The organism is Streptococcus oralis, from assembly GCF_003942585.1.
Taxonomy (GTDB): Bacteria; Bacillota; Bacilli; order Lactobacillales; family Streptococcaceae; genus Streptococcus; species Streptococcus oralis_BE.
In genome coordinates this window covers 96,123-116,047 of record NZ_RJNK01000004.1, presented here as the reverse complement: position 1 = coordinate 116,047, position 19,925 = coordinate 96,123, and the positions used below count along the sequence as shown (strand labels likewise).

At 41.0% G+C, this 19,925-nt stretch carries 22 protein-coding genes, 1 tRNA gene, 1 rRNA gene and 1 other RNA gene; 23 read left to right on the top strand and 2 right to left on the bottom strand.

Annotation, left to right across the window (positions count from 1 at the left end; translation table 11 throughout):
- Positions 1 to 132 precede the first annotated feature (132 nt).
- The 4 genes from rrf to D8862_RS06750 all read left to right on the top strand — a co-directional run bounded on the left by rrf (position 133) and on the right by D8862_RS06750 (position 2,381).
- Positions 133 to 248, top strand: a 5S ribosomal RNA gene (rrf, locus tag D8862_RS06765).
- A 5-nt stretch (positions 249 to 253) separates the two neighbouring features.
- Positions 254 to 327 (top strand) — tRNA-Asn (locus D8862_RS06760).
- A 288-nt stretch (positions 328 to 615) separates the two neighbouring features.
- Positions 616 to 849, top strand: a complete 234-nt coding sequence (gene comW / locus D8862_RS09620; protein WP_061419175.1) for a sigma(X)-activator ComW — start codon at positions 616 to 618, stop codon at positions 847 to 849.
- 245 nt (positions 850 to 1,094) lie between these two features.
- Entirely contained in the window at positions 1,095 to 2,381 is a 1,287-nt protein-coding gene (locus D8862_RS06750; protein WP_125449526.1) for an adenylosuccinate synthase, read from the top strand.
- A gap of 480 nt (positions 2,382 to 2,861) precedes the next feature.
- On the opposite strand, the gene D8862_RS06745 is transcribed toward D8862_RS06750, so the two are convergent.
- A complete protein-coding gene (locus tag D8862_RS06745; protein WP_125449521.1) occupies positions 2,862 to 3,407 on the bottom strand; it encodes a hypothetical protein in 546 nt (181 codons plus the stop codon).
- Between the two features lie 265 nt (positions 3,408 to 3,672).
- Between D8862_RS06745 and tadA the strand changes: the two genes are divergently transcribed.
- From tadA to D8862_RS06695, 10 genes are all read left to right on the top strand, one after another.
- Complete coding sequence (tadA, locus tag D8862_RS06740) at positions 3,673 to 4,140, top strand: tRNA adenosine(34) deaminase TadA (protein WP_125449519.1); 468 nt, start codon at positions 3,673 to 3,675, stop codon at positions 4,138 to 4,140.
- 32 nt (positions 4,141 to 4,172) lie between these two features.
- Positions 4,173 to 4,267: signal recognition particle sRNA small type (ffs, locus tag D8862_RS06735), an RNA gene on the top strand.
- Positions 4,268 to 4,325: 58 nt separating this feature from the next.
- Complete coding sequence (locus D8862_RS06730; protein ID WP_125449517.1) at positions 4,326 to 4,769, top strand: dUTP diphosphatase; 444 nt, start codon at positions 4,326 to 4,328, stop codon at positions 4,767 to 4,769.
- A complete protein-coding gene (locus D8862_RS06725; protein WP_125449515.1) occupies positions 4,729 to 5,286 on the top strand; it encodes a histidine phosphatase family protein in 558 nt (185 codons plus the stop codon). Before D8862_RS06730 ends, D8862_RS06725 begins: the two co-directional genes overlap by 41 nt.
- A 13-nt stretch (positions 5,287 to 5,299) precedes the next feature.
- Positions 5,300 to 6,661 (top strand): DNA repair protein RadA, encoded by a 1,362-nt coding sequence (gene radA / locus D8862_RS06720; protein ID WP_125449513.1) that lies wholly within the window; start codon positions 5,300 to 5,302, stop codon positions 6,659 to 6,661.
- A 72-nt stretch (positions 6,662 to 6,733) separates the two neighbouring features.
- Positions 6,734 to 7,228 (top strand): beta-class carbonic anhydrase, encoded by a 495-nt coding sequence (locus tag D8862_RS06715; RefSeq protein WP_025170864.1) that lies wholly within the window; start codon positions 6,734 to 6,736, stop codon positions 7,226 to 7,228.
- A 212-nt stretch (positions 7,229 to 7,440) separates the two neighbouring features.
- A complete protein-coding gene (locus D8862_RS06710) occupies positions 7,441 to 8,409 on the top strand; it encodes a ribose-phosphate diphosphokinase (RefSeq protein ID WP_084933666.1) in 969 nt (322 codons plus the stop codon).
- 311 nt (positions 8,410 to 8,720) lie between these two features.
- Positions 8,721 to 9,353 carry an amylase-binding adhesin AbpA gene (abpA, locus tag D8862_RS06705; protein WP_125449511.1) on the top strand — a complete coding sequence of 211 codons (633 nt, stop codon included), beginning with the start codon at positions 8,721 to 8,723 and terminating at the stop codon, positions 9,351 to 9,353.
- A gap of 85 nt (positions 9,354 to 9,438) precedes the next feature.
- The gene (gene srtB / locus D8862_RS06700) at positions 9,439 to 10,275 is read left to right on the top strand and encodes a class B sortase, LPKTxAVK-specific (protein WP_125449509.1); all 837 of its coding nucleotides are present in this window, start codon (positions 9,439 to 9,441) and stop codon (positions 10,273 to 10,275) included.
- A gap of 123 nt (positions 10,276 to 10,398) precedes the next feature.
- Positions 10,399 to 10,836, top strand: coding sequence for a CoA-binding protein (locus D8862_RS06695; protein WP_125449507.1), 438 nt, complete (start codon positions 10,399 to 10,401; stop codon positions 10,834 to 10,836).
- Positions 10,837 to 10,863: 27 nt separating this feature from the next.
- Here D8862_RS06695 and D8862_RS06690 read toward each other — a convergent pair whose 3' ends face one another.
- Positions 10,864 to 11,874 carry a YeiH family protein gene (locus tag D8862_RS06690; RefSeq protein ID WP_125449505.1) on the bottom strand — a complete coding sequence of 337 codons (1,011 nt, stop codon included), beginning with the start codon at positions 11,872 to 11,874 and terminating at the stop codon, positions 10,864 to 10,866.
- Between the two features lie 151 nt (positions 11,875 to 12,025).
- Here D8862_RS06690 and D8862_RS06685 point away from each other — a divergent pair, with 151 nt between their 5' ends.
- From D8862_RS06685 to comB, 9 genes are all read left to right on the top strand, one after another.
- Positions 12,026 to 13,195 carry a pyridoxal phosphate-dependent aminotransferase gene (locus D8862_RS06685; RefSeq protein WP_125449503.1) on the top strand — a complete coding sequence of 390 codons (1,170 nt, stop codon included), beginning with the start codon at positions 12,026 to 12,028 and terminating at the stop codon, positions 13,193 to 13,195.
- Entirely contained in the window at positions 13,192 to 13,962 is a 771-nt protein-coding gene (gene recO / locus D8862_RS06680; protein ID WP_125449501.1) for a DNA repair protein RecO, read from the top strand. Before D8862_RS06685 ends, recO begins: the two co-directional genes overlap by 4 nt.
- Positions 13,959 to 14,951 carry a phosphate acyltransferase PlsX gene (plsX, locus tag D8862_RS06675; RefSeq protein WP_125449499.1) on the top strand — a complete coding sequence of 331 codons (993 nt, stop codon included), beginning with the start codon at positions 13,959 to 13,961 and terminating at the stop codon, positions 14,949 to 14,951. Before recO ends, plsX begins: the two co-directional genes overlap by 4 nt.
- A 3-nt stretch (positions 14,952 to 14,954) precedes the next feature.
- Positions 14,955 to 15,191 (top strand): acyl carrier protein, encoded by a 237-nt coding sequence (locus D8862_RS06670; RefSeq protein WP_000136440.1) that lies wholly within the window; start codon positions 14,955 to 14,957, stop codon positions 15,189 to 15,191.
- A gap of 328 nt (positions 15,192 to 15,519) precedes the next feature.
- The gene (locus tag D8862_RS06665; protein ID WP_125449496.1) at positions 15,520 to 15,696 is read left to right on the top strand and encodes a class IIb bacteriocin, lactobin A/cerein 7B family; all 177 of its coding nucleotides are present in this window, start codon (positions 15,520 to 15,522) and stop codon (positions 15,694 to 15,696) included.
- A 12-nt stretch (positions 15,697 to 15,708) separates the two neighbouring features.
- Complete coding sequence (locus tag D8862_RS09725; protein ID WP_013670143.1) at positions 15,709 to 15,900, top strand: hypothetical protein; 192 nt, start codon at positions 15,709 to 15,711, stop codon at positions 15,898 to 15,900.
- 28 nt (positions 15,901 to 15,928) lie between these two features.
- Positions 15,929 to 16,099 (top strand): H354_08695 family bacteriocin-like peptide, encoded by a 171-nt coding sequence (locus tag D8862_RS06655; protein WP_000933509.1) that lies wholly within the window; start codon positions 15,929 to 15,931, stop codon positions 16,097 to 16,099.
- A gap of 303 nt (positions 16,100 to 16,402) precedes the next feature.
- Positions 16,403 to 18,556, top strand: a complete 2,154-nt coding sequence (comA, locus tag D8862_RS06650; protein WP_125449494.1) for a peptide cleavage/export ABC transporter ComA — start codon at positions 16,403 to 16,405, stop codon at positions 18,554 to 18,556.
- A 12-nt stretch (positions 18,557 to 18,568) separates the two neighbouring features.
- Positions 18,569 to 19,918 carry a competence pheromone export protein ComB gene (gene comB, locus D8862_RS06645; RefSeq protein ID WP_125449492.1) on the top strand — a complete coding sequence of 450 codons (1,350 nt, stop codon included), beginning with the start codon at positions 18,569 to 18,571 and terminating at the stop codon, positions 19,916 to 19,918.
- The last annotated feature ends 7 nt before the right edge of the window (positions 19,919 to 19,925 follow it).

The window sequence follows — 19,925 nt, the reverse complement described above, 5'->3', positions numbered from 1 at the left end:
GGAAGTGTGGCGACACATGTAGCGGACTAATACTAATAGCTCGAGGACTTATCCAAAGTAACTGAGAATACGAAGTGTAAGGTTTTCTTGGTATTTGATAGATATTCAATTTTGAGTAGGTATTACTCAGAGTTAAGTGACGATAGCCTAGGAGATACACCTGTACCCATGCCGAACACAGCAGTTAAGCCCTAGAACGCCGGAAGTAGTTGGGGGTTGCCCCCTGTGAGATATGGAAGTCGCTTAGCTTTTATCCGCCATAGCTCAGTTGGTAGTAGCGCATGACTGTTAATCATGATGTCGTAGGTTCGAGTCCTACTGGCGGAGTAAGATTAAAAGAACACCATCTGGTGTTCTTTTTTCTTATGTGAACCGCGTCTCAAAAGTTAGATTTTTTCTGTCTAACTTTTGGGATGTGGTTCATAGACGGGTAGTTATAATTTTATAAATGAAGTAAACTTCTCAAAATTCAAAACTTAATTTTGGCATCTGTAATTACCTTTATATTTTACTTTTAGTTCGTTTAGCTTTAAATTGTACTCTTATAGGATTTGAAGCTTCTTTAGTTCGTTTTTCTGTTAAACTAGTGTTAATAATAAGAAAGGGATTTTTTATATGCTTCAAAAATTTTATGAACGAGCATTTGTCTTTTTGAAACTAGTTGAACAAGAATATGCTTCTTTATGTCAGAGCTGTGCTGAGTGGGAATCACTTCATCTTCGTTTTTTACTTTATTACCTGATAAGATTTAGAATTAAAAGCGATAAAGAGTTTTGTTTATATCATTTTCAGACGGCCTATCGCTTGTATCTAGATAAATTTTTGCTAGAAGGTACTACTCTAAACTAGTGACGTTCATATATATCATTTATCACGAACAATAATGAGCATTGAATTTATGATTTTAAGGATTTTATTTAAAATATAAGGTTTTGCATTTTATGATTTACAGAAATTCCAAATCTTTTCCAGTGTTTCTTCTTGATAAAATGGTCTTTTTTTCTTATAATAAATTGTAAGATATGATTGCAGGTGAAACTCCTGCCATGTATATGAGAAAGGACGAGCTCCTAGTAGCTCAGACGAATTTTATTATGACTTCAGTTGTTGTTGTAGGTACCCAATGGGGTGATGAAGGTAAAGGGAAAATTACAGATTTTCTTTCAGCTAATGCAGAGGTAATTGCTCGTTATCAAGGTGGTGATAATGCTGGTCATACAATTGTGATTGATGGTAAGAAATTTAAGTTGCACTTGATTCCATCTGGAATTTTCTTCCCTGAAAAAATTTCAGTTATTGGAAACGGAATGGTTGTAAACCCGAAATCTCTTGTGAAAGAGTTGAGTTATCTTCATGAGGAAGGTGTGACAACTGATAACTTGCGTATTTCTGATCGTGCACATGTTATTTTGCCTTACCATATTGAGTTGGATCGCTTGCAAGAAGAGGCTAAGGGTGAAAATAAGATTGGTACTACAATTAAGGGAATCGGTCCAGCCTATATGGACAAGGCAGCTCGTGTCGGTATTCGTATTGCGGATCTTTTGGATAAAGACATTTTTCGTGAGCGTTTAGAACGTAATCTTGCGGAAAAGAATCGTCTGTTCGAAAAATTGTATGATAGTACTCCTATTTCAATTGATGATATTTTTGAAGAGTACTATGAGTATGGCCAACAAATTAAGCAGTATGTGACAGATACATCTGTTATCTTGAACGATGCACTTGATAATGGCAAACGTGTACTGTTTGAAGGGGCGCAAGGTGTCATGTTGGACATTGACCAAGGTACTTATCCATTTGTTACGTCTTCAAACCCTGTCGCTGGTGGTGTGACAATTGGGTCTGGTGTTGGTCCAAGTAAGATTGACAAGGTTGTAGGTGTTTGTAAAGCCTATACGAGTCGTGTAGGTGACGGACCTTTCCCAACTGAGTTGTTTGATGAAGTGGGAGATCGCATCCGTGAAGTAGGTCATGAGTATGGTACAACAACTGGCCGTCCACGTCGTGTGGGTTGGTTTGACTCAGTTGTGATGCGTCACAGTCGCCGTGTATCTGGTATTACCAATCTTTCATTGAATTCTATTGATGTTTTGAGCGGTTTGGATACAGTGAAAATCTGTGTGGCCTATGATCTTGATGGCCAACGTATCGACCACTATCCAGCTAGCCTTGAGCAATTAAAACGTTGCAAACCTATCTACGAGGAATTGCCAGGTTGGTCAGAAGACATTACTGGAGTTCGTAATTTAGAAGATCTTCCTGAGAATGCGCGCAACTACGTCCGTCGTGTAAGCGAGTTGGTTGGGGTTCGTATTTCTACCTTCTCAGTAGGTCCTGGTCGTGAACAAACCAATATTTTAGAAAGTGTTTGGTCATAGGAGATTTTTAAGATTAGTTTAAGAGAGGGCAGGTATACTGTAGATAGTTACAAGAAGACCTCCTAACTTGTTGTAACAAATATCCTAAACTTTTCTTTTTCATAATAATCTCCCTATTAAGTCACCGCATTCGGTGACTTTTTTTAGTTCATAAGTCCTATACAGGCTTCTACTTGACTTTTTAAGATAAAGAAAAAACATTGGGACAGAAATCTGTAGACCAAGTCTTAATTTGATAGACCTAGAACTTCATGGTTTCAACAATTCGGTAGATTGGTTAAGGTTGTGGATAGAGAAAGGAAGTTTTGTTTAAAGGAGTTTTTTAATTCTAAAATACCAACAAATCGTTAAATTTGCCAACACATCAAAGGCTCATAACCAAGCAAAAATGAGGTTGGGATTTTTGATCCCAGCCTCTTCAGTGAACTATTTTCTTTAGAATTTATAAGTTAGATAAAATTAAATTTTTTGTAAATTAGCTTATTTGATAATTTGGTTTCCTGATTTGTCATTTTGAATTTGGTTCATTTCGTGCATAAAAACATCTGCTTTCAGTTTATCTGTGATGATACTGACACTTATTAGCTTATTTGGATTTTTCTCATATCCTTCTAAAAAAATAGGATTTCTAATTTTCATGGTTAACTTTGCACAATTAAAGGGACGCTTTTTAATGGTTATTTGTTCGATATCTTGAAGTTTAAATTGATAATGTAATACGCTGAGGCCTCTGCTACTATAGGTATAATACTGAACAGTATTGTTTTTATGAACTTCTAATTTTACTCCATTTATGAAGAGATAATACCCCATAAACCATAGAAGAAGTGGAGCATAAATCAGTACGATTGCTATAATAATCTTGTCTGTAAAATCGGTATTATAGGATATCAGATGCTTTAGAATCCAGAGAATCATAACAGATAAAGATATCATGAATGGTCCCCCTGCTCTATTAAATTGATTTTTATATGGAAACATTAAGGTAAATTTTGGTTTATCCAGTAATAACTCTAATTTCATCATTTACCCTTTCATATTGTTTATTGTATAAATTTCAGTATATTCATCTCTTGAACTTTCTATGTCAGTTATCTCCATTATTTTAAGTTCATGATTTCTGATTTTCTATCAATTTTGCTAATATTATACTCTTTTTAAAACATTATTTCTACAATCCAGCGATTTGATAATATCTAAAGTTAGTCAGTGTAAATATTATAGAGCTCTTTTTTTGTCTAGGAAAACATGCTATAATGATAGAATTGATAAGCAGGAAAAGAGAAAAACGATGAATTATACAGTTGAAGAAAAAGAATGCTTCATGAGAGAGGCTTTGAGAGAGGCAGAAATTGCTCTAGAACACGATGAAATTCCAATTGGCTGTGTGATTGTCAAGGATAGAGAAATCATTGGTAGGGGGCATAATGCGCGCGAGGAGTTGCAACGGGCGGTTATGCATGCAGAAATCATGGCTATAGAGAATGCGAACATGAATGAAGAGAGTTGGCGCTTGCTCGATTGTACACTTTTTGTGACCATTGAGCCTTGTGTTATGTGTAGTGGGGCGATTGGGCTTGCCCGCATTCCAAACGTGGTTTACGGGGCTAAAAACCAGAAATTTGGTGCAGCTGGGAGCTTGTACGATATTTTGACAGATGAGCGTCTCAATCATCGTGTAGAGGTTGAAACGGGAGTTTTGGAGAGTGAGTGTGCAGCGATTATGCAGGACTTTTTCCGAAATCGACGGAAAAAATAATTTCTCTTTCAAAACAGAGTGGAATGTGGTATAATAAATAGTGGAGCAACAGTTCTGCGTGAAGCGGGTCAGGGGAGGAATCCAGCAGCCCTAAGCGAGTGTGAATTGTGTGCTCTTTTTTCGTGCTTTTTTCGAATAAATAAGATAAAATAGCCTAGAATAATGATTATAGAAAAGAGAAAAATATGAAAATTCGTGGTTTTGAATTGGTTTCGAGTTTTACAGATGAAAATTTACTACCGAAGCGTGAGACAGCTCACGCGGCTGGTTACGACTTAAAGGTTGCGGAACGCACTGTGATTGCTCCAGGAGAGATTGTTCTCGTTCCAACAGGAGTCAAGGCTTATATGCAGCCAACAGAAGTGCTCTATCTCTATGATCGTTCATCAAACCCTCGTAAGAAGGGTTTGGTCTTGATCAACTCTGTGGGGGTTATTGATGGGGATTATTATGGAAATCCTGGAAATGAAGGGCATATTTTTGCTCAGATGAAAAACATTACTGATCAGGAAGTAGTTCTTGAAGTTGGGGAACGTGTGGTTCAGGCTGTCTTTGCACCATTTTTAATCGCAGACGGAGATGTAGCTGATGGCGTGCGGACTGGTGGATTTGGATCGACAGGACACTAGGATGAAAATCATCTTTGTACGTCACGGGGAGCCAGATTACCGTGAGTTAGAGGAACGTTCTTATACAGGTTTTGGGATGGATTTAGCACCTTTATCTGAGGAAGGACGGCAACAAGCTCAGGAACTTCGCCAAAATCCTTTGCTTGGCTCAGCTGATATACTGGTGTCTTCTGCCGTGACGCGAGCATTAGAAACGGCTTTTTATGTATCTTGTGCTACAGGCCTTCCTTTGAGGGTGGAGCCTTTGTTACACGAATGGCAGGTTTATGAAGCAGGTATAGAGAACTTTGAAACAGCTAGATGTCTGTTTTTAGAAAACAAGGGGGAGTTGCTTCCTAATAGTCCTATTCAGTATGAGCCAGCTGAAGAGATGAAGGCGCGTTTTTTGGAAACTATGATAAAGTACCGAGACTACCAGACAGTGCTAGTTGTCGCTCATCGAATGCTCATGCGCCAATTTGTACCAGACGAGAAGATTGATTTTTGCCAAGTGATTGAGTGTGAGGTAGAAATTTAGAAAGAGGTTTATTATCGCAAAGAAAAAAGCGACATTTGTGTGTCAAAATTGTGAATATAATTCACCTAAGTATCTAGGACGCTGTCCAAACTGTGGAGCTTGGTCTTCTTTTGTAGAAGAGATCGAGGTTGTCGAGGTTAAGAATGCGCGTGTATCCTTGACGGGTGAGAAAACCAAACCCATGAAACTGGCTGAAGTAACGTCTATCAATGTCAATCGAACCAAGACCGAGATGGAGGAATTTAACCGTGTGCTTGGAGGCGGAGTGGTACCAGGAAGTCTCGTCCTTATCGGTGGGGATCCAGGGATTGGGAAATCAACTCTTCTATTACAAGTATCGACTCAGCTGTCCCAAGTAGGGACTGTTCTCTACGTCAGTGGGGAGGAGTCTGCCCAGCAAATCAAGTTACGAGCAGAGCGCTTGGGAGATATTGATAGCGAGTTTTATCTCTATGCCGAGACCAATATGCAGAGCGTTCGTGCTGAGGTGGAGCGCATCCAACCAGATTTTCTCATCATCGACTCCATCCAGACGATTATGTCTCCTGAGATTTCAGGGGTGCAGGGGTCTGTTTCTCAGGTACGTGAGGTGACAGCTGAACTTATGCAGTTAGCTAAGACTAATAACATTGCTATCTTTATCGTAGGGCATGTGACCAAGGAAGGGACCTTGGCTGGTCCGCGTATGTTGGAGCATATGGTAGATACAGTACTTTACTTTGAAGGGGAACGTCACCATACCTTTCGTATCTTGAGAGCGGTCAAAAACCGTTTTGGTTCCACTAATGAGATTGGCATCTTTGAGATGCAGTCAGGTGGATTGGTTGAGGTGCTCAATCCGAGTCAAGTTTTCCTAGAAGAGCGTTTGGACGGGGCTACCGGCTCGTCAATTGTTGTGACCATGGAAGGGACCCGTCCGATTTTGGCGGAGGTCCAGGCTTTGGTGACACCGACCATGTTTGGAAATGCCAAGCGTACGACGACAGGGCTTGACTTCAATCGTGCGAGTCTGATTATGGCTGTTTTGGAAAAACGTGCAGGATTGCTCCTGCAAAATCAGGATGCCTATCTTAAATCTGCTGGTGGTGTCAAATTGGATGAGCCCGCTATTGATTTAGCCGTTGCAGTGGCTATTGCCTCTAGTTACAAGGACAAGCCTACCAATCCTCAGGAATGTTTTGTGGGAGAATTGGGCTTGACTGGAGAGATTCGGCGCGTGAATCGTATCGAACAACGTATCAATGAAGCGGCAAAACTGGGTTTTACCAAGATTTATGTACCCAAAAATTCTTTGACAGGAATTAAACCACCTCAAGAAATTCAGGTCATTGGTGTGACGACGATTCAGGAAGTTTTGAAAATGGTCTTTGCTTAATCTGTGACAAATCTTCTTAAAAATGATAAGATAGGAGAAATATTTGATTGTCAAATTTTTAAGGGGGAAATCGTGTCGTATTTTGAACAGTTTATGCAAGCCAATCAGGCTTATGTTGCCCTACATGGGCAGTTAAATCTGCCACTTAAACCCAAAACCAGAGTAGCTATCGTGACCTGTATGGACTCACGTCTGCACGTTGCGCAAGCTCTAGGTTTGGCACTTGGGGATGCTCATATCTTGCGGAATGCGGGTGGTCGAGTAACTGAGGACATGATTCGTTCACTGGTGATTTCCCAGCAACAAATGGGAACCAGAGAGATTGTGGTGTTGCACCATACAGACTGTGGTGCTCAGACCTTTGAAAATGAAAGTTTTCATGAACATTTGAAACACGAGCTCGGAGTTGATGTGTCTGATCAAGATTTTTTACCTTTTCAGGATGTTGAAGAGAGTGTGAGAGAGGATATGCAACTGCTTCGAGAATCTCCACTGATTCCTGATGATGTGGTTATTTCAGGTGCTGTCTATGATGTGGATACAGGAAGTATGAGAGAAGTATACTAACTTTGTCTCGAAAAAATCTCATCCTAGCATAAAATCGATTGTTAAAATGTAGGATTTTAGTTTTAATATAGCTAATATAAAATAGCAAAAACAAGGGTATAAATGTTTACTCTTGTTTTATTTTTGATTGAAAAATAAAGGAAAAAACGCTACAATGGTAGATGGAAAATGTTGTGTAAAAAACAAGTGATACATAAATACCGGAGGAAATCATGTCTTTTTCTGATTTAAAGCTGTTTGCCCTTTCTTCTAATAGGGAATTGGCAGAGCGTGTGGCGCAAGAGATTGGGATAGAGTTGGGGAAATCGACTGTTCGCCAATTTTCAGATGGGGAGATTCAGGTCAACATCGAAGAATCAATCCGTGGAAAACACGTCTTTATCCTACAATCAACTAGTTCACCTGTAAATGATAATTTACTTGAAATTTTGATTATGGTGGACGCATTGAAGCGTGCTAGTGCAGAATCTGTCAATGTTGTTATGCCTTACTATGGCTATGCACGTCAGGATAGAAAAGCGAGAGCGCGTGAGCCAATCACTTCAAAACTCGTTGCCAATATGCTAGAAGTGGCTGGAGTGGATCGTTTGTTGACGATTGATTTGCATGCTGCGCAGATTCAGGGATTCTTTGATATTCCTGTGGATCACTTGATGGGTGCTCCATTGATTGCAGACTACTTTGAACGTCGTGGCATGGTTGGCTCTGACTACGTGGTTGTCAGCCCAGACCATGGTGGGGTGACTCGTGCTCGTAAATTGGCAGAGTTTTTGAAAACTCCGATTGCGATTATTGACAAACGCCGCAGTGTAGACAAGATGAATACCAGCGAAGTGATGAACATTATCGGTAAGGTAGAAGGTAAGACTTGTATCTTGATTGACGATATGATCGATACAGCTGGAACTATTTGTCATGCGGCAGATGCTCTTGCTGAAGCAGGTGCTGTTGAAGTTTACGCAAGCTGTACGCACCCAGTTCTTTCTGGGCCAGCTATGGACAATATCCAAAAATCAGCTATTAAGAAATTGGTTGTTTTGGATACTATCTACCTACCAGAAGAGCGTTTGATTGATAAGATTGAACAAATTTCGATTGCCCACCTTCTAGGAGATGCCATCGTGCGTATCCATGAAAAACGCCCTCTTTCTCCTTTGTTTAGCATTGAGAAAAAGATTTAAATCGGGCATCTGAAAGTCTATGACCCTTCAAAAGTAGAGAAATCCTCCTTAGATAGTGATGAAGTGTCATTTTCAGAGGTAATGATTAAGGAAGGATCTCCTAAAATGTTCGTCTTTTAGATATTTCTATCAGCTATTGCTAGTAAGAAAATCGCTTGCACGGCTTGTGTAGAGAAACTTTTCTTCATTTTATTAGATTTTTTCAAAAAAATTTTAATAAACACTTGACAACAGCCATATATATGATATACTTGTAGGTAATAAGGCCTGTCCTTATAAATTAAATAAGAAATTAAAGAGGAGATAAAACAATGAAAAAAGTTTTATTGTCATCAGTAGCAGCACTTGCAGTATTTTCTGCAGCAGCTCCAGCTTTTGCTCAAGGTGAAAACCCAAATTCTTCTAACCAATTGATCCAAAAGAAATATGTTTCTGAACGTGATATTGCTGATGAAGTTAATACACAAGTAGCAGCACACGAAGCTGAAATCAACGAAGAAGCTGAACGTCAACCAGCGGTTGTAGCAGCTAAGGCAGCTCTTGAAGCATACGGTTCAGGTCACCTTTACGGAGAATATGTAGCTAAAGTTGAAGCAGCTCGTACAGAAGCACGTAACATCGTTCGTAACCGTTATGTTCAAGTAATCCAAGAAAAAGTACGTGAAGCAGCTAAAGCTCAAGGTAACTACTGGAACGACCCAACTGGTATTGAAGACAACAAACCAAATGATGTTCGTAAAGCTGAAGACCAAGCTAACCAAACTGGTAAGGGATCAGGTAAAGGATCAGCTAAACCAACAGATGGTAAAGGATCAGCTACTCCAGAACCAGGTAAACCAGGTGTTGTAGATCAAGCTAAAAAAGCTGACGATGCAGCTAAAAAAGCTGGTGTAGCAGCTAAAGCTGGTCAAAAAGCCCTTCCAAAAACACACGCTGCTAAATAATTCATTGATTTGATGAAGTAGCCTATCACTGAAACTTCGTTTCAGTGATTTTTTTGGTAAAAATAGGATAGATGAAGGAGAAAAGATGAGTAGACGTTCTAAGAAAAAGAAATCTTCCCTTTGGAAAATTATTGCTTCCGTAGTTGCAGTTGCTATTGTTGTGGTTAGTGGGTATTTTGTCATTAATAACCTTTCTACTCCTAACGACTCAACTAATGAGCCAAAAGTTACTCAGGAAACTAAAAAACCAGTCTATACAGCCAGTGCAGAAGAAAAGGAATACCTTTCAAATAAATTTAAGGGCTTAACTTCTACGAACTCGGAGACAATTGCCTATGTCTATGCTCCTGGTACACAGTTAGATGAGCCTGTTGTTCAAACAAAGGACAATGAAACCTACCTCGATAAAACCTTTGAAGGGGACAATGTTCCTTATCTAGGTGCTGTATTTATGGATACGGACAATAAGAAAGATTTTAGTGATCGTTTGACATGGTTGTTTGCCCATGCGAGAGGAAGTAAACTTGGCGATCACCGTATGTTTAATGATGTGAACTATTATAGCCGTCAAGACTATTTTGATGAGCATCCTTATGTTGTTATCGAAACACCTGAGAGAAAATTCTATTATGAAGCTGTTGCGATGATCATTGTACCAGAAGAAACAGCCTTCTATCGCACTAGTTTTGATGATGACAAAGATTTTGAAAAACAGTTAACCACTATTTACGATACAGCAGAGGTTAAAAAACCAAATGTGAAAGTATCTGCTAAGGATAAGTACCTTGTTCTTTCTACTTGTCGTGAAGAGGATGATACGATTCGTGCTAATCTCTATCTTCGCCAAATTCCTGATTCAGAGATGAGTGAGTTTGTCAAACAACATGGAGAGAAATTGACTTATAAACCAACCAGATCATAAAACCAAATCCTCCTAAAGTCAGATAAGATGATTTTAAGAGGATTTTTTGCATTCAAATGATTCATAGCAAAAATCTGCAAGCCTTTTCAAAATATGCTATACTGATGAAAAAGGAGGATTTCTATGAGCCAAGAATTTATCAATCCAAGTGATGGAGTGGTCCGTCAGTATCTGGCAACCAGTAAAACGTTAGCAGTGGTGGGCTTGTCCGACCGTGAGGAGACAACCAGCAATCGAGTGACCAAGGAAATGCAGGCTCGAGGCTATAAAATCATTCCAGTTAATCCCAAGGCTGCAGGTGGTGAAATTTTGGGAGAGAAGGCTTATGCGAGTCTAGCTGAAATTCCTTTCCCTGTAGATATCGTCAATGTTTACCGTCGCAGCGAGTTTCTGCCAGATGTGGCGCGTGATTTTCTCAAGGCTGATGCCAAGATTTTTTGGGCACAACTAGGACTTGAAAGTCTAGAAGCAGAAAAAATCTTGCGTGCTGGAGGATGCGATGACATCGTGATGAATCGCTGTATCAAGAGAGAACATACTCGCTTAATTCTTGAGCAATAAAAAGGTAGCCATGGGCTACCTTTTGTATTATAAAGTACCAATCAATGCTTGCATGCCTAGGCTGGTGAGGATGATGGCAATCCAGCAAAGAGCTCCGAGGACAATAGATTTACCACTGGATCTAACCATGGCAATTAGATTGGTTTTGAGACCGATAGCACTCATGGCCATGATGATAAAGAATTTAGAGAGTTGTTTGAGAGGGGTGAAGAAGCTACTAGACACACCAAGAGAGGTAAGTAGAGTCGTTAAGAGAGAGGCCAGGATAAAATAAAGGATAAAAAGTGGGAAAACTTTTTTCAGTTGTACGCCTTGTTTATTTTCTTGTTGGCGACTTTGCCAGTAGGAGAGAAAGAGAGTGATAGGAATGATCGCTAAGGTGCGTGTGAGTTTAACAATGGTTGCAGACTCGAGGGTATTGGTCTGATAAAGACTGTCCCAGGCACTAGCTGTGGCCGTTACAGAGGAAGTGTCATTGACTGCAGTTCCTGCAAAGAGGGCGAATCCTTCATTGGATAGGTGAAGCCAGGTTCCTAGAGTTGGAAAGATGAGTGCCGCTAAGACATTGAAGAAAAAGATAACGGAAATGGCTTGGGCAACTTCTTTTTCCTTGGCGTGGATAACGGGTGCTGTCGCAGCAATGGCAGAACCACCACAGATCGAGGACCCCACTCCAATCAAAGTAGCTAGTTTTGTGTCTAGCGCAAAGAAACGCTGGAAGAGGTAGGCGACAATCAAGGAAATCGAAATGGTGGAGAGGATAACAGGGAGCGAAGATTGCCCGACCGCGAAGACTTGCGAGATATTGAGACCAAAACCGAGCAAGATAACGGCATATTGAAGCAATTTCTTGGAACTAAAGGTCAACCCTGCGTCTAGTTGTTTGTAGGGTGAGAGCCAGGGGTGGAGGAGCATTCCAGCAAAAATTGCAAAGACAGGTGCACCCACGACGGGGAAAAATCCTCCCAGGAACCAAGATACGATAGAAATGAGAAGGCAGGCCAAGATTCCTGCCCCATTTTTTGATAAAAATGACATATAAACCTCCGAAAATAAGCACTTATTATTATAGTCCTGTCGAGAAAAAAAGTAAAACAGAAAGTGAAAATTCTTGATTTTAGATGGATTTTGCGGTCAGGGAGCTTTTGTAGTATAATAGTACTATGTTCTGTAAGCAAGGGGGATATCTATGGACTTAACCAAGCGCTTTAATAAACAGTTAGACAAGATTCAAGTGTCCTTGATTCGCCAGTTTGACCAGGCTATTTCAGAGATCCCTGGAGTTCTGCGTTTGACCTTGGGAGAGCCTGACTTTACAACGCCAGATCATGTCAAGGAGGCAGCCAAGCGAGCCATTGACCAGAACCAGTCCTACTATACAGGGATGAGCGGTTTACTGACCTTGCGCCAGGCAGCCAGTGATTTTGTAAAAGAAAAATACCAGCTAGATTATAATCCTGAAAATGAAATCTTGGTTACAATTGGGGCGACAGAGGCTTTATCTGCTACTTTGACAGCTATTTTGGAAGAGGGAGACAAGGTTCTCTTACCAGCTCCTGCCTATCCAGGATATGAGCCGATTGTCAATCTAGTTGGGGCAGAGATTGTCGAGATTGACACGACTGAAAATGGTTTTGTCTTGACTCCTGAAATGTTGGAAAAGGCAATTTTGGAGCAAGGCGATAAGCTCAAAGCAGTTATTCTTAATTATCCAGCCAATCCGACAGGGATTACTTATAGTCGGGAGCAGTTGGAAGCCTTGGCAGAAGTTTTACGCAAGTATGAGATTTTCGTTGTTTGTGATGAGGTTTACTCAGAATTGACCTATACGGGGGAAGCTCATGTGTCTCTAGGAACTATGCTGAGAGACCAGGCCATTATTATCAATGGCTTGTCTAAATCGCATGCTATGACAGGTTGGCGTTTAGGCTTTATCTTTGCTCCTGCAGCTTTCACAGCTCAGTTAATCAAGAGTCACCAGTACTTGGTAACTGCCGCAAACACTATGGCTCAACATGCTGCGGTGGAGGCTTTGACCGCTGGTAAAAACGACGCCGAGCCTATGAAGAAGGAATATATCCAGCGTCGAGATTATATCATCGAGAAGATGACTGCTCTTGGTTTTGAGATTATCAAACCAGACGGTGCCTTCTATATCTTTGCTAAAATTCCTGCGGGCTACAATCAAGATTCCTTTGCTTTTTTGAAGGATTTTGCTCAGAAGAAAGCCGTGGCCTTTATTCCTGGTGCCGCCTTTGGGCGTTACGGAGAAGGCTATGTGCGTTTGTCTTATGCGGCCAGCATGGCAACGATCACAGAGGCCATGAAACGACTTGAGGAGTATATGAGAGAAGCATGATTCAGTCTATCACGAGTCAAGGCTTGGTGCTCTATAATCGTAACTTTCGTGAGGATGACAAGCTAGTCAAGATTTTTACAGAGCAGGCTGGCAAACGCATGTTTTTCGTCAAACACGCTGGTCAGTCCAAACTAGCTCCTGTTATTCAGCCCTTGGTGTTGGCACGATTTCTCTTGCGAATCAATGATGATGGGCTCAGTTACATCGAGGACTATCATGAGGTGATGACCTTTCCCAAGATTAATAGTGACCTCTTTGTCATGGCTTATGCGACCTACGTAGCAGCTCTTGCAGATGCTAGTTTGCAGGATAATCAGCAGGATGCTCCCTTGTTTGATTTTTTGCAAAAGACTTTGGAATTGATGGAAGAGGGCTTGGATTATCAAGTTTTGACCAATATTTTTGAAATTCAAATCTTGACCCGATTTGGAATTGGGCTCAATTTTAATGAGTGTGTCTTTTGTCATCGAGTTGGTCAGGCTTTTGACTTTTCTTTCAAATATGGAGCCTGCCTCTGTCCAGACCATTACCATGAGGACGAGAAACGTTGCCATCTGAATCCCAACATCCCTTATCTGCTCAATCAATTTCAAGCTATTGATTTTGAGACCTTGGAAACCATTTCGCTTAAGGCAGAAATCAAGCAAGACTTGCGCAAGTTTATGGATCAGATCTACGAAGAGTACGTCGGGATTCACCTAAAATCAAAGAAATTTATCGATTCCCTAGCCGACTGGGGACAATTACTAAAAGAGGAAGACAAATGAAAAAAATCGCAGTAGATGCTATGGGGGGCGATTATGCACCTCAAGCCATCGTTGAGGGTGTCAACCAAGCCCTTACTGACTTTTCAGATATTGAGGTTCAACTCTATGGAGATGAAAGCAAAATCAAGCAATATCTAACAGCGACAGAGCGCGTTAGCATTATCCATACGGATGAGAAAATTAACTCAGACGATGAGCCGACAAAAGCTATCCGTAAGAAGAAAAATGCCAGCATGGTATTAGCAGCCAAGGCAGTCAAGGAGGGAGAAGCAGACGCTGTCCTCTCAGCTGGGAACACAGGTGCCTTGTTGGCTGCAGGATTCTTCATTGTGGGTCGCATCAAGAACATCGACCGTCCTGGACTTATGTCTACCTTGCCGACCATTGATGGAAAAGGTTTTGATATGCTAGACCTTGGAGCCAATGCAGAAAACACAGCCCAGCACCTCCATCAATACGCTGTCCTAGGTTCCTTCTATGCCAAGAATGTCCGTGGAATTGCGCAACCACGCGTTGGCTTGCTCAACAACGGAACAGAGAGTAGTAAGGGTGACCCCCTTCGTAAGGAAACCTATGCCTTGCTAGTAGCTGATGAAAGTTTGAATTTTATCGGAAACGTGGAAGCGCGTGATTTGATGAATGGCGTTGCGGATGTTGTCGTGACAGATGGTTTCACGGGAAACGCTGTTCTCAAATCCATTGAAGGTACAGCTTTGGGAATCATGGGCTTACTTAAAAATGCTATTACGGGTGGTGGTCTTCGAGCAAAACTTGGTGCTCTCCTTCTCAAGGATAGCCTCAGAGGTTTGAAAACACAGCTCAACTATTCAGATGTTGGTGGAGCAGTCTTGTTCGGTGTTAAGGCACCTGTTGTCAAGACTCATGGCTCAAGTGATGCTAAAGCTGTGTACAGTACGATTCGTCAGATTCGTACCATGCTAGAAACAGACGTAGTTGCCCAGACTGCGCGTGAATTTTCAGGAGAATAAAAAATGACAGAAAAAGAAATTTTTGATCGTATCGTGACTATTATCCAAGAACGACAGGGAGAGGACTTTGTCGTGACAGAAGCTTTGAGTTTGAAAGACGATCTCGATGCAGACTCAGTGGACTTGATGGAGTTTGTCTTGACGCTAGAAGATGAATTTGGTATCGAGATCAGCGATGAGGAAATTGACCAATTGCAAAGTGTAGCAGATGTGGTCAGAACTATTAAAGGTAAAATATAGCAAAAAGCAACATGCAAGTCATGTTGTTTTTTGTTTGCAGAAAAAAGAAAAACGTTAAAATTTTTTGTAGAAATTGCGAATAAAGAGATGAGAAAGAAAAAAGGAGGAACGTTCATGTACATGCCAATCTTGTATCCATGGTACATCAAGTGGTTTTTAAAATAAAAATGAAACAGTTGTTCATTTTCGAATTGTTTTTCGAATAGATAGGTAAGAAGAAAAGGAAGGAGAGAAAAAATGATTTCAGTGATTTATCCAATCTGGTTTTTAAAATGGTTTAAAGCCTAGAAACCATAAACTACAAAAATAAAAATGAGGGAGAAAACAAATGACAAACTTTGACAAAATGGAACAGAACTTTGTAACTCTTACAGAAGAAGAGTTGATGGATGTGGATGGGGGGATTGCTTGGGAGATGGTCTCTGTAGGTATCGCAATTGGTTGGGGAATTTACCAAGTTGGTGAAGCTGCTGGCAAAACATTCTATTATATTACTCATCCATAATTTTTGATAAATATGAGCAAAAAAACATTTTGGATTATACTATTCGTTATTACAATAGTAGTAACTGCTATTGGTTTAGGATTATCTGCATATAATTATTTTGTTTTTGACAGACCTTTTTTTAATAGTACTACTAAAGGACTGCTATCTGCGTTTTTCTTGAGTGTATTAATGATTATTGTGGGTATGTTGAAAGAACATTAATTTTTATTAGTAAAATGAAGGAGGAAATATGTTAAATTTACAAACGTTGGAACAAAACTATCCAACTTTAAGCGATCTTGAACTACAAGAAGTAGATGGCGGAGGAGTGCTACTTTTCGTTGGTGGAGGAATTGTTTCTCTCGGACTCCTAGCTTGGGGTGCCTATAATGGTTATCAGTCAGCAGCGAGAGGTGGCTAATATAAACAAAATAAATCTACCTACGTGGTTTGAATATTTTGATATACCTACGATTTCATCATTCTTGATGACATTTATCTTACTTTATAGAAATATCATTTCAGAATAGTTTATTTCTATGCATTCATTTTTTAACGGTTACTTTAAACAGGCAGGAACCTTGTTCTGCCTATTTTTATTTGGCAAAAAGTGCTGTTCAGGTGCGGATATTGCTTTTTCAGAAATAATTCCCTTATTTCTTCTTCGTTTGGTTAAAATAATCTTACAAAGTTTTTAAGAGATTGTTAGAAAAAGGAGATAGATATGAAATTTGGGAAAAGACACTATCGCCCTCAGGTGGATCAGATGGATTGTGGCGTGGCTTCCTTGGCTATGGTATTTGGCTACTACGGTAGTTATTACTCCTTGGCTCATCTACGAGAGTTGGCCAAGACGACCATGGATGGTACGACTGCTTTGGGGCTTGTAAATGTGGCAGAGGAGATTGGGTTTGAGACGCGGGCTATCAAGGCGGATATGACGCTCTTTGATCTGCCTGATTTGACCTTTCCTTTTGTGGCCCATGTGCTCAAGGAAGGGAAATTGCTCCACTACTATGTGGTGACAGGTCAGGATAAGAAGACCATCCATATCGCTGATCCAGATCCTGGTGTCAAGCTAACCAAGATTTCCCGTGAGCGATTTGCGCAAGAGTGGACAGGGGTCAGTCTCTTTATGGCGCCATCTCCAGACTATAAACCTCATAAGGAGAAAAAACAGGGGCTCCTATCCTTCTTGCCCATCTTATTCAAACAGCGTGGCTTAATTACCAATATCGTACTAGCGACACTCTTGGTAACCCTGATTAACATTGTGGGTTCTTATTATCTGCAGTCTATCATTGATACCTATGTGCCAGATCAGATGCGTTCGACGCTGGGTATCATCTCTATTGGTTTGGTCATCGTCTATATCCTCCAGCAAATTTTGTCCTACGCGCAGGAATATCTCTTACTAATCCTTGGGCAACGCTTATCGATTGACGTGATTTTGTCCTATATCAAGCATGTTTTTCACCTGCCGATGTCCTTTTTCGCGACACGTCGTACAGGAGAAATCGTGTCTCGTTTTACAGATGCCAACAGTATCATTGATGCGCTGGCGTCGACCATTCTGTCGATTTTCCTAGATGTATCGACGATTTTGATTATCTCGCTGGTCTTGTTTTCACAAAATATGACACTCTTTTTCATTAGTCTGCTTGCCCTTCCCATCTATACGGTGATTATCTTTGCCTTTATGAAACCTTTTGAAAAGATGAATCGGGATACCATGGAAGCCAATGCGGTTCTGTCTTCTTCTATCATCGAGGACATCAACGGTATTGAGACCATTAAGTCTTTGACCAGTGAAAGTTCACGCTATCAAAAGATTGATAAGGAATTTGTAGCTTATCTGAAAAAATCCTTTACCTATAGTCGGGCAGAAAGCCAGCAAAAGGCACTGAAAAAAGTTGCCCAGCTCCTGCTCAATGTTGCCGTTCTCTGGATGGGAGCAGTTCTTGTCATGGATGGGAAAATGAGTTTGGGCCAACTGATTACCTATAATACTTTGCTTGTTTACTTTACCAATCCTTTGGAAAATATCATCAACCTACAAACCAAACTTCAGACAGCGCAGGTTGCCAATAATCGCTTAAATGAGGTTTATCTAGTAGCTTCGGAGTTTGAGGAGAAGAAAACGGTAGAAGATTTGAGTATGATGAAGGGGGATATGACCTTTAAACAAGTTCACTATAAGTATGGTTATGGTCGTGATGTCTTGTCGGATATCAATTTGACGATCCCGCAAGGGTCTAAGGTGGCTTTTGTGGGAATTTCAGGGTCAGGCAAGACTACCTTGGCCAAGATGATGGTTAATTTTTACGACCCAAGTCAGGGAGAGATTAGTCTGGGTGGTGTCAATCTCAACCAGATTGATAAAAAGGCCCTGCGCCAGTATATCAACTACCTGCCTCAACAGCCCTATGTCTTTAACGGAACGATTTTGGAGAATCTTCTCCTTGGAGCCAAGGAGGGGACGACTCAAGAGGATATCTTACGGGCGGTCGAATTGGCAGAGATTCGGGAGGACATTGAGCGCATGCCACTGAATTACCAGACAGAATTAACTTCGGATGGGGCAGGGATTTCTGGTGGGCAACGGCAACGAATCGCTCTGGCGCGTGCTCTTTTAACAGATGCCCCTGTTTTGATATTGGACGAGGCAACCAGCAGTCTGGATATCTTGACGGAGAAGCGAATTGTCGATAATCTCATGGCTTTAGATAAGACCTTAATTTTCATCGCCCACCGCTTGACCATCGCTGAGCGGACAGAAAAGGTTGTTGTCTTGGATCAGGGTAAGATTGTCGAAGAAGGCAATCATGCTGATTTGCTGGCTCGAGATGGCTTTTACGCCCATTTGGTCAATAGCTAGAAAGAGGAGAAGATGAAACCAGAATTTTTAGAAAGTGCGGAGTTTTACCATCGTCGTTACCATAATTTTTCCAGTCGAGTGATTTTACCCATGTTTCTTCTACTCGTGTTTCTACTGGGATTTTCAGTCTTTGCAGAGAAGGAGATTAGTTTGTCTACCCGAGCTACTGTCGAACCTAGTCGGATTATTGCCAACATCCAGTCGACTAGCAATCAACGCATTGTGGCAAATTATCTGGAAGAAAACAAACTAGTCAAGCAGGGGGAGCTACTGGTTCAGTACCAGCAAGGGGCGGAAGCTGTTCAAGCTGAAGCATACGCCAGTCAGTTGGAGATGTTTAAGGATCAAAAAAAACAGTTAGGGTATTTGCAATTCAGTTTGAAAGAGGGGAGTGATCAATTTCCAGAGGCGGATAAGTTTGGTTACCAAGAGATGTTTCGGGACTATCTCAGCCAAGCGAGTAGTCTTAGAAGTAATGTTTCTCAGCAAAATGCCAGTATCTCCTCTCAAAATGCGGCAGCAAGTCAGAGTCAGGCTGAGATTGGCAATCTTATCAGTCAAACAGAGGATAAAATCCGAGACTACAAAACAGCTAAGTCAGCGATTGAAACAGGAGCTCAATTGGATAGTCAGAATCCAGCCTACTCTTTTTACCAGACCTATAAAAATCAAGGTGAAGAAGATTCGCAAGCTAAATCGCAAGTTATTGCGCAAGTGGATGCCCAAATTAGCCAGCTAGAGTCTAGTCTAGCTACGTATCGTGTGCAGTATGCGGGATCTGGAGCTCAACAAGCCTACGCAAGCGGACTGGATAGTCAGCTTGAATCCCTCAAGTCCCAGCACCTAGTCAAAGTTGGTCAGGAATTAACCCTTCTAGATCAGAAAATTTTAGAAGCAGAGTCGGGTAAGAAAGTCCAAGGAGGTCTGCTGGACAAGGGGAAAATCACAGCAAGCGAGGATGGGGTGCTTCACCTCAATCCTGAGACCAGTGATTCTACCATGGTCGCAGAAGGAACCCTACTAGCTCAACTCTATCCATCCTTGGAAAAGGAAGGAAAAACCAAACTCACAGCTTATCTTAGTTCAAAAGATGTTGCAAGGCTAAAAGTAGGTGATTCTGTTCGCTTCACTACAACCAAGGATGCCAACAAAGAACTTATTCTTGTTTCTGCGATTACGAATATTGATGCGACAGCTACCAAGACTGAAAAGGGAAATTTCTTTAAAATAGAGGCGGAGACAGGTCTGACTCCTGAACAAGCAGAAGAGCTTCGCTACGGTTCAGAAGGACGTTTGACACTAATCACAGGAAAGAAAAGTTATCTGCGATACTACTTAGATCAATTTTTGAACAGAGAATAATGTTTGT

Excerpts from the sequence above, each read along its gene's own strand:
- comW (WP_061419175.1), top strand. The coding sequence starts at position 616 with ATGCTTCAAAAATTTTATGAACGAGCATTTGTCTTTTTGAAACTAGTT.
- D8862_RS06750 (WP_125449526.1), top strand. The coding sequence starts at position 1,095 with ATGACTTCAGTTGTTGTTGTAGGTACCCAATGGGGTGATGAAGGTAAA.
- D8862_RS06745 (WP_125449521.1), bottom strand. The coding sequence starts at position 3,407 with ATGATGAAATTAGAGTTATTACTGGATAAACCAAAATTTACCTTAATG.
- tadA (WP_125449519.1), top strand. The coding sequence starts at position 3,673 with ATGAATTATACAGTTGAAGAAAAAGAATGCTTCATGAGAGAGGCTTTG.
- D8862_RS06730 (WP_125449517.1), top strand. The coding sequence starts at position 4,326 with ATGAAAATTCGTGGTTTTGAATTGGTTTCGAGTTTTACAGATGAAAAT.
- D8862_RS06725 (WP_125449515.1), top strand. The coding sequence starts at position 4,729 with ATGGCGTGCGGACTGGTGGATTTGGATCGACAGGACACTAGGATGAAA.
- D8862_RS06710 (WP_084933666.1), top strand. The coding sequence starts at position 7,441 with ATGTCTTTTTCTGATTTAAAGCTGTTTGCCCTTTCTTCTAATAGGGAA.
- abpA (WP_125449511.1), top strand. The coding sequence starts at position 8,721 with ATGAAAAAAGTTTTATTGTCATCAGTAGCAGCACTTGCAGTATTTTCT.
- srtB (WP_125449509.1), top strand. The coding sequence starts at position 9,439 with ATGAGTAGACGTTCTAAGAAAAAGAAATCTTCCCTTTGGAAAATTATT.
- D8862_RS06695 (WP_125449507.1), top strand. The coding sequence starts at position 10,399 with ATGAGCCAAGAATTTATCAATCCAAGTGATGGAGTGGTCCGTCAGTAT.
- D8862_RS06690 (WP_125449505.1), bottom strand. The coding sequence starts at position 11,874 with ATGTCATTTTTATCAAAAAATGGGGCAGGAATCTTGGCCTGCCTTCTC.
- D8862_RS06685 (WP_125449503.1), top strand. The coding sequence starts at position 12,026 with ATGGACTTAACCAAGCGCTTTAATAAACAGTTAGACAAGATTCAAGTG.
- recO (WP_125449501.1), top strand. The coding sequence starts at position 13,192 with ATGATTCAGTCTATCACGAGTCAAGGCTTGGTGCTCTATAATCGTAAC.
- plsX (WP_125449499.1), top strand. The coding sequence starts at position 13,959 with ATGAAAAAAATCGCAGTAGATGCTATGGGGGGCGATTATGCACCTCAA.
- D8862_RS06670 (WP_000136440.1), top strand. The coding sequence starts at position 14,955 with ATGACAGAAAAAGAAATTTTTGATCGTATCGTGACTATTATCCAAGAA.
- D8862_RS06665 (WP_125449496.1), top strand. The coding sequence starts at position 15,520 with ATGACAAACTTTGACAAAATGGAACAGAACTTTGTAACTCTTACAGAA.
- D8862_RS09725 (WP_013670143.1), top strand. The coding sequence starts at position 15,709 with ATGAGCAAAAAAACATTTTGGATTATACTATTCGTTATTACAATAGTA.
- D8862_RS06655 (WP_000933509.1), top strand. The coding sequence starts at position 15,929 with ATGTTAAATTTACAAACGTTGGAACAAAACTATCCAACTTTAAGCGAT.
- comA (WP_125449494.1), top strand. The coding sequence starts at position 16,403 with ATGAAATTTGGGAAAAGACACTATCGCCCTCAGGTGGATCAGATGGAT.
- comB (WP_125449492.1), top strand. The coding sequence starts at position 18,569 with ATGAAACCAGAATTTTTAGAAAGTGCGGAGTTTTACCATCGTCGTTAC.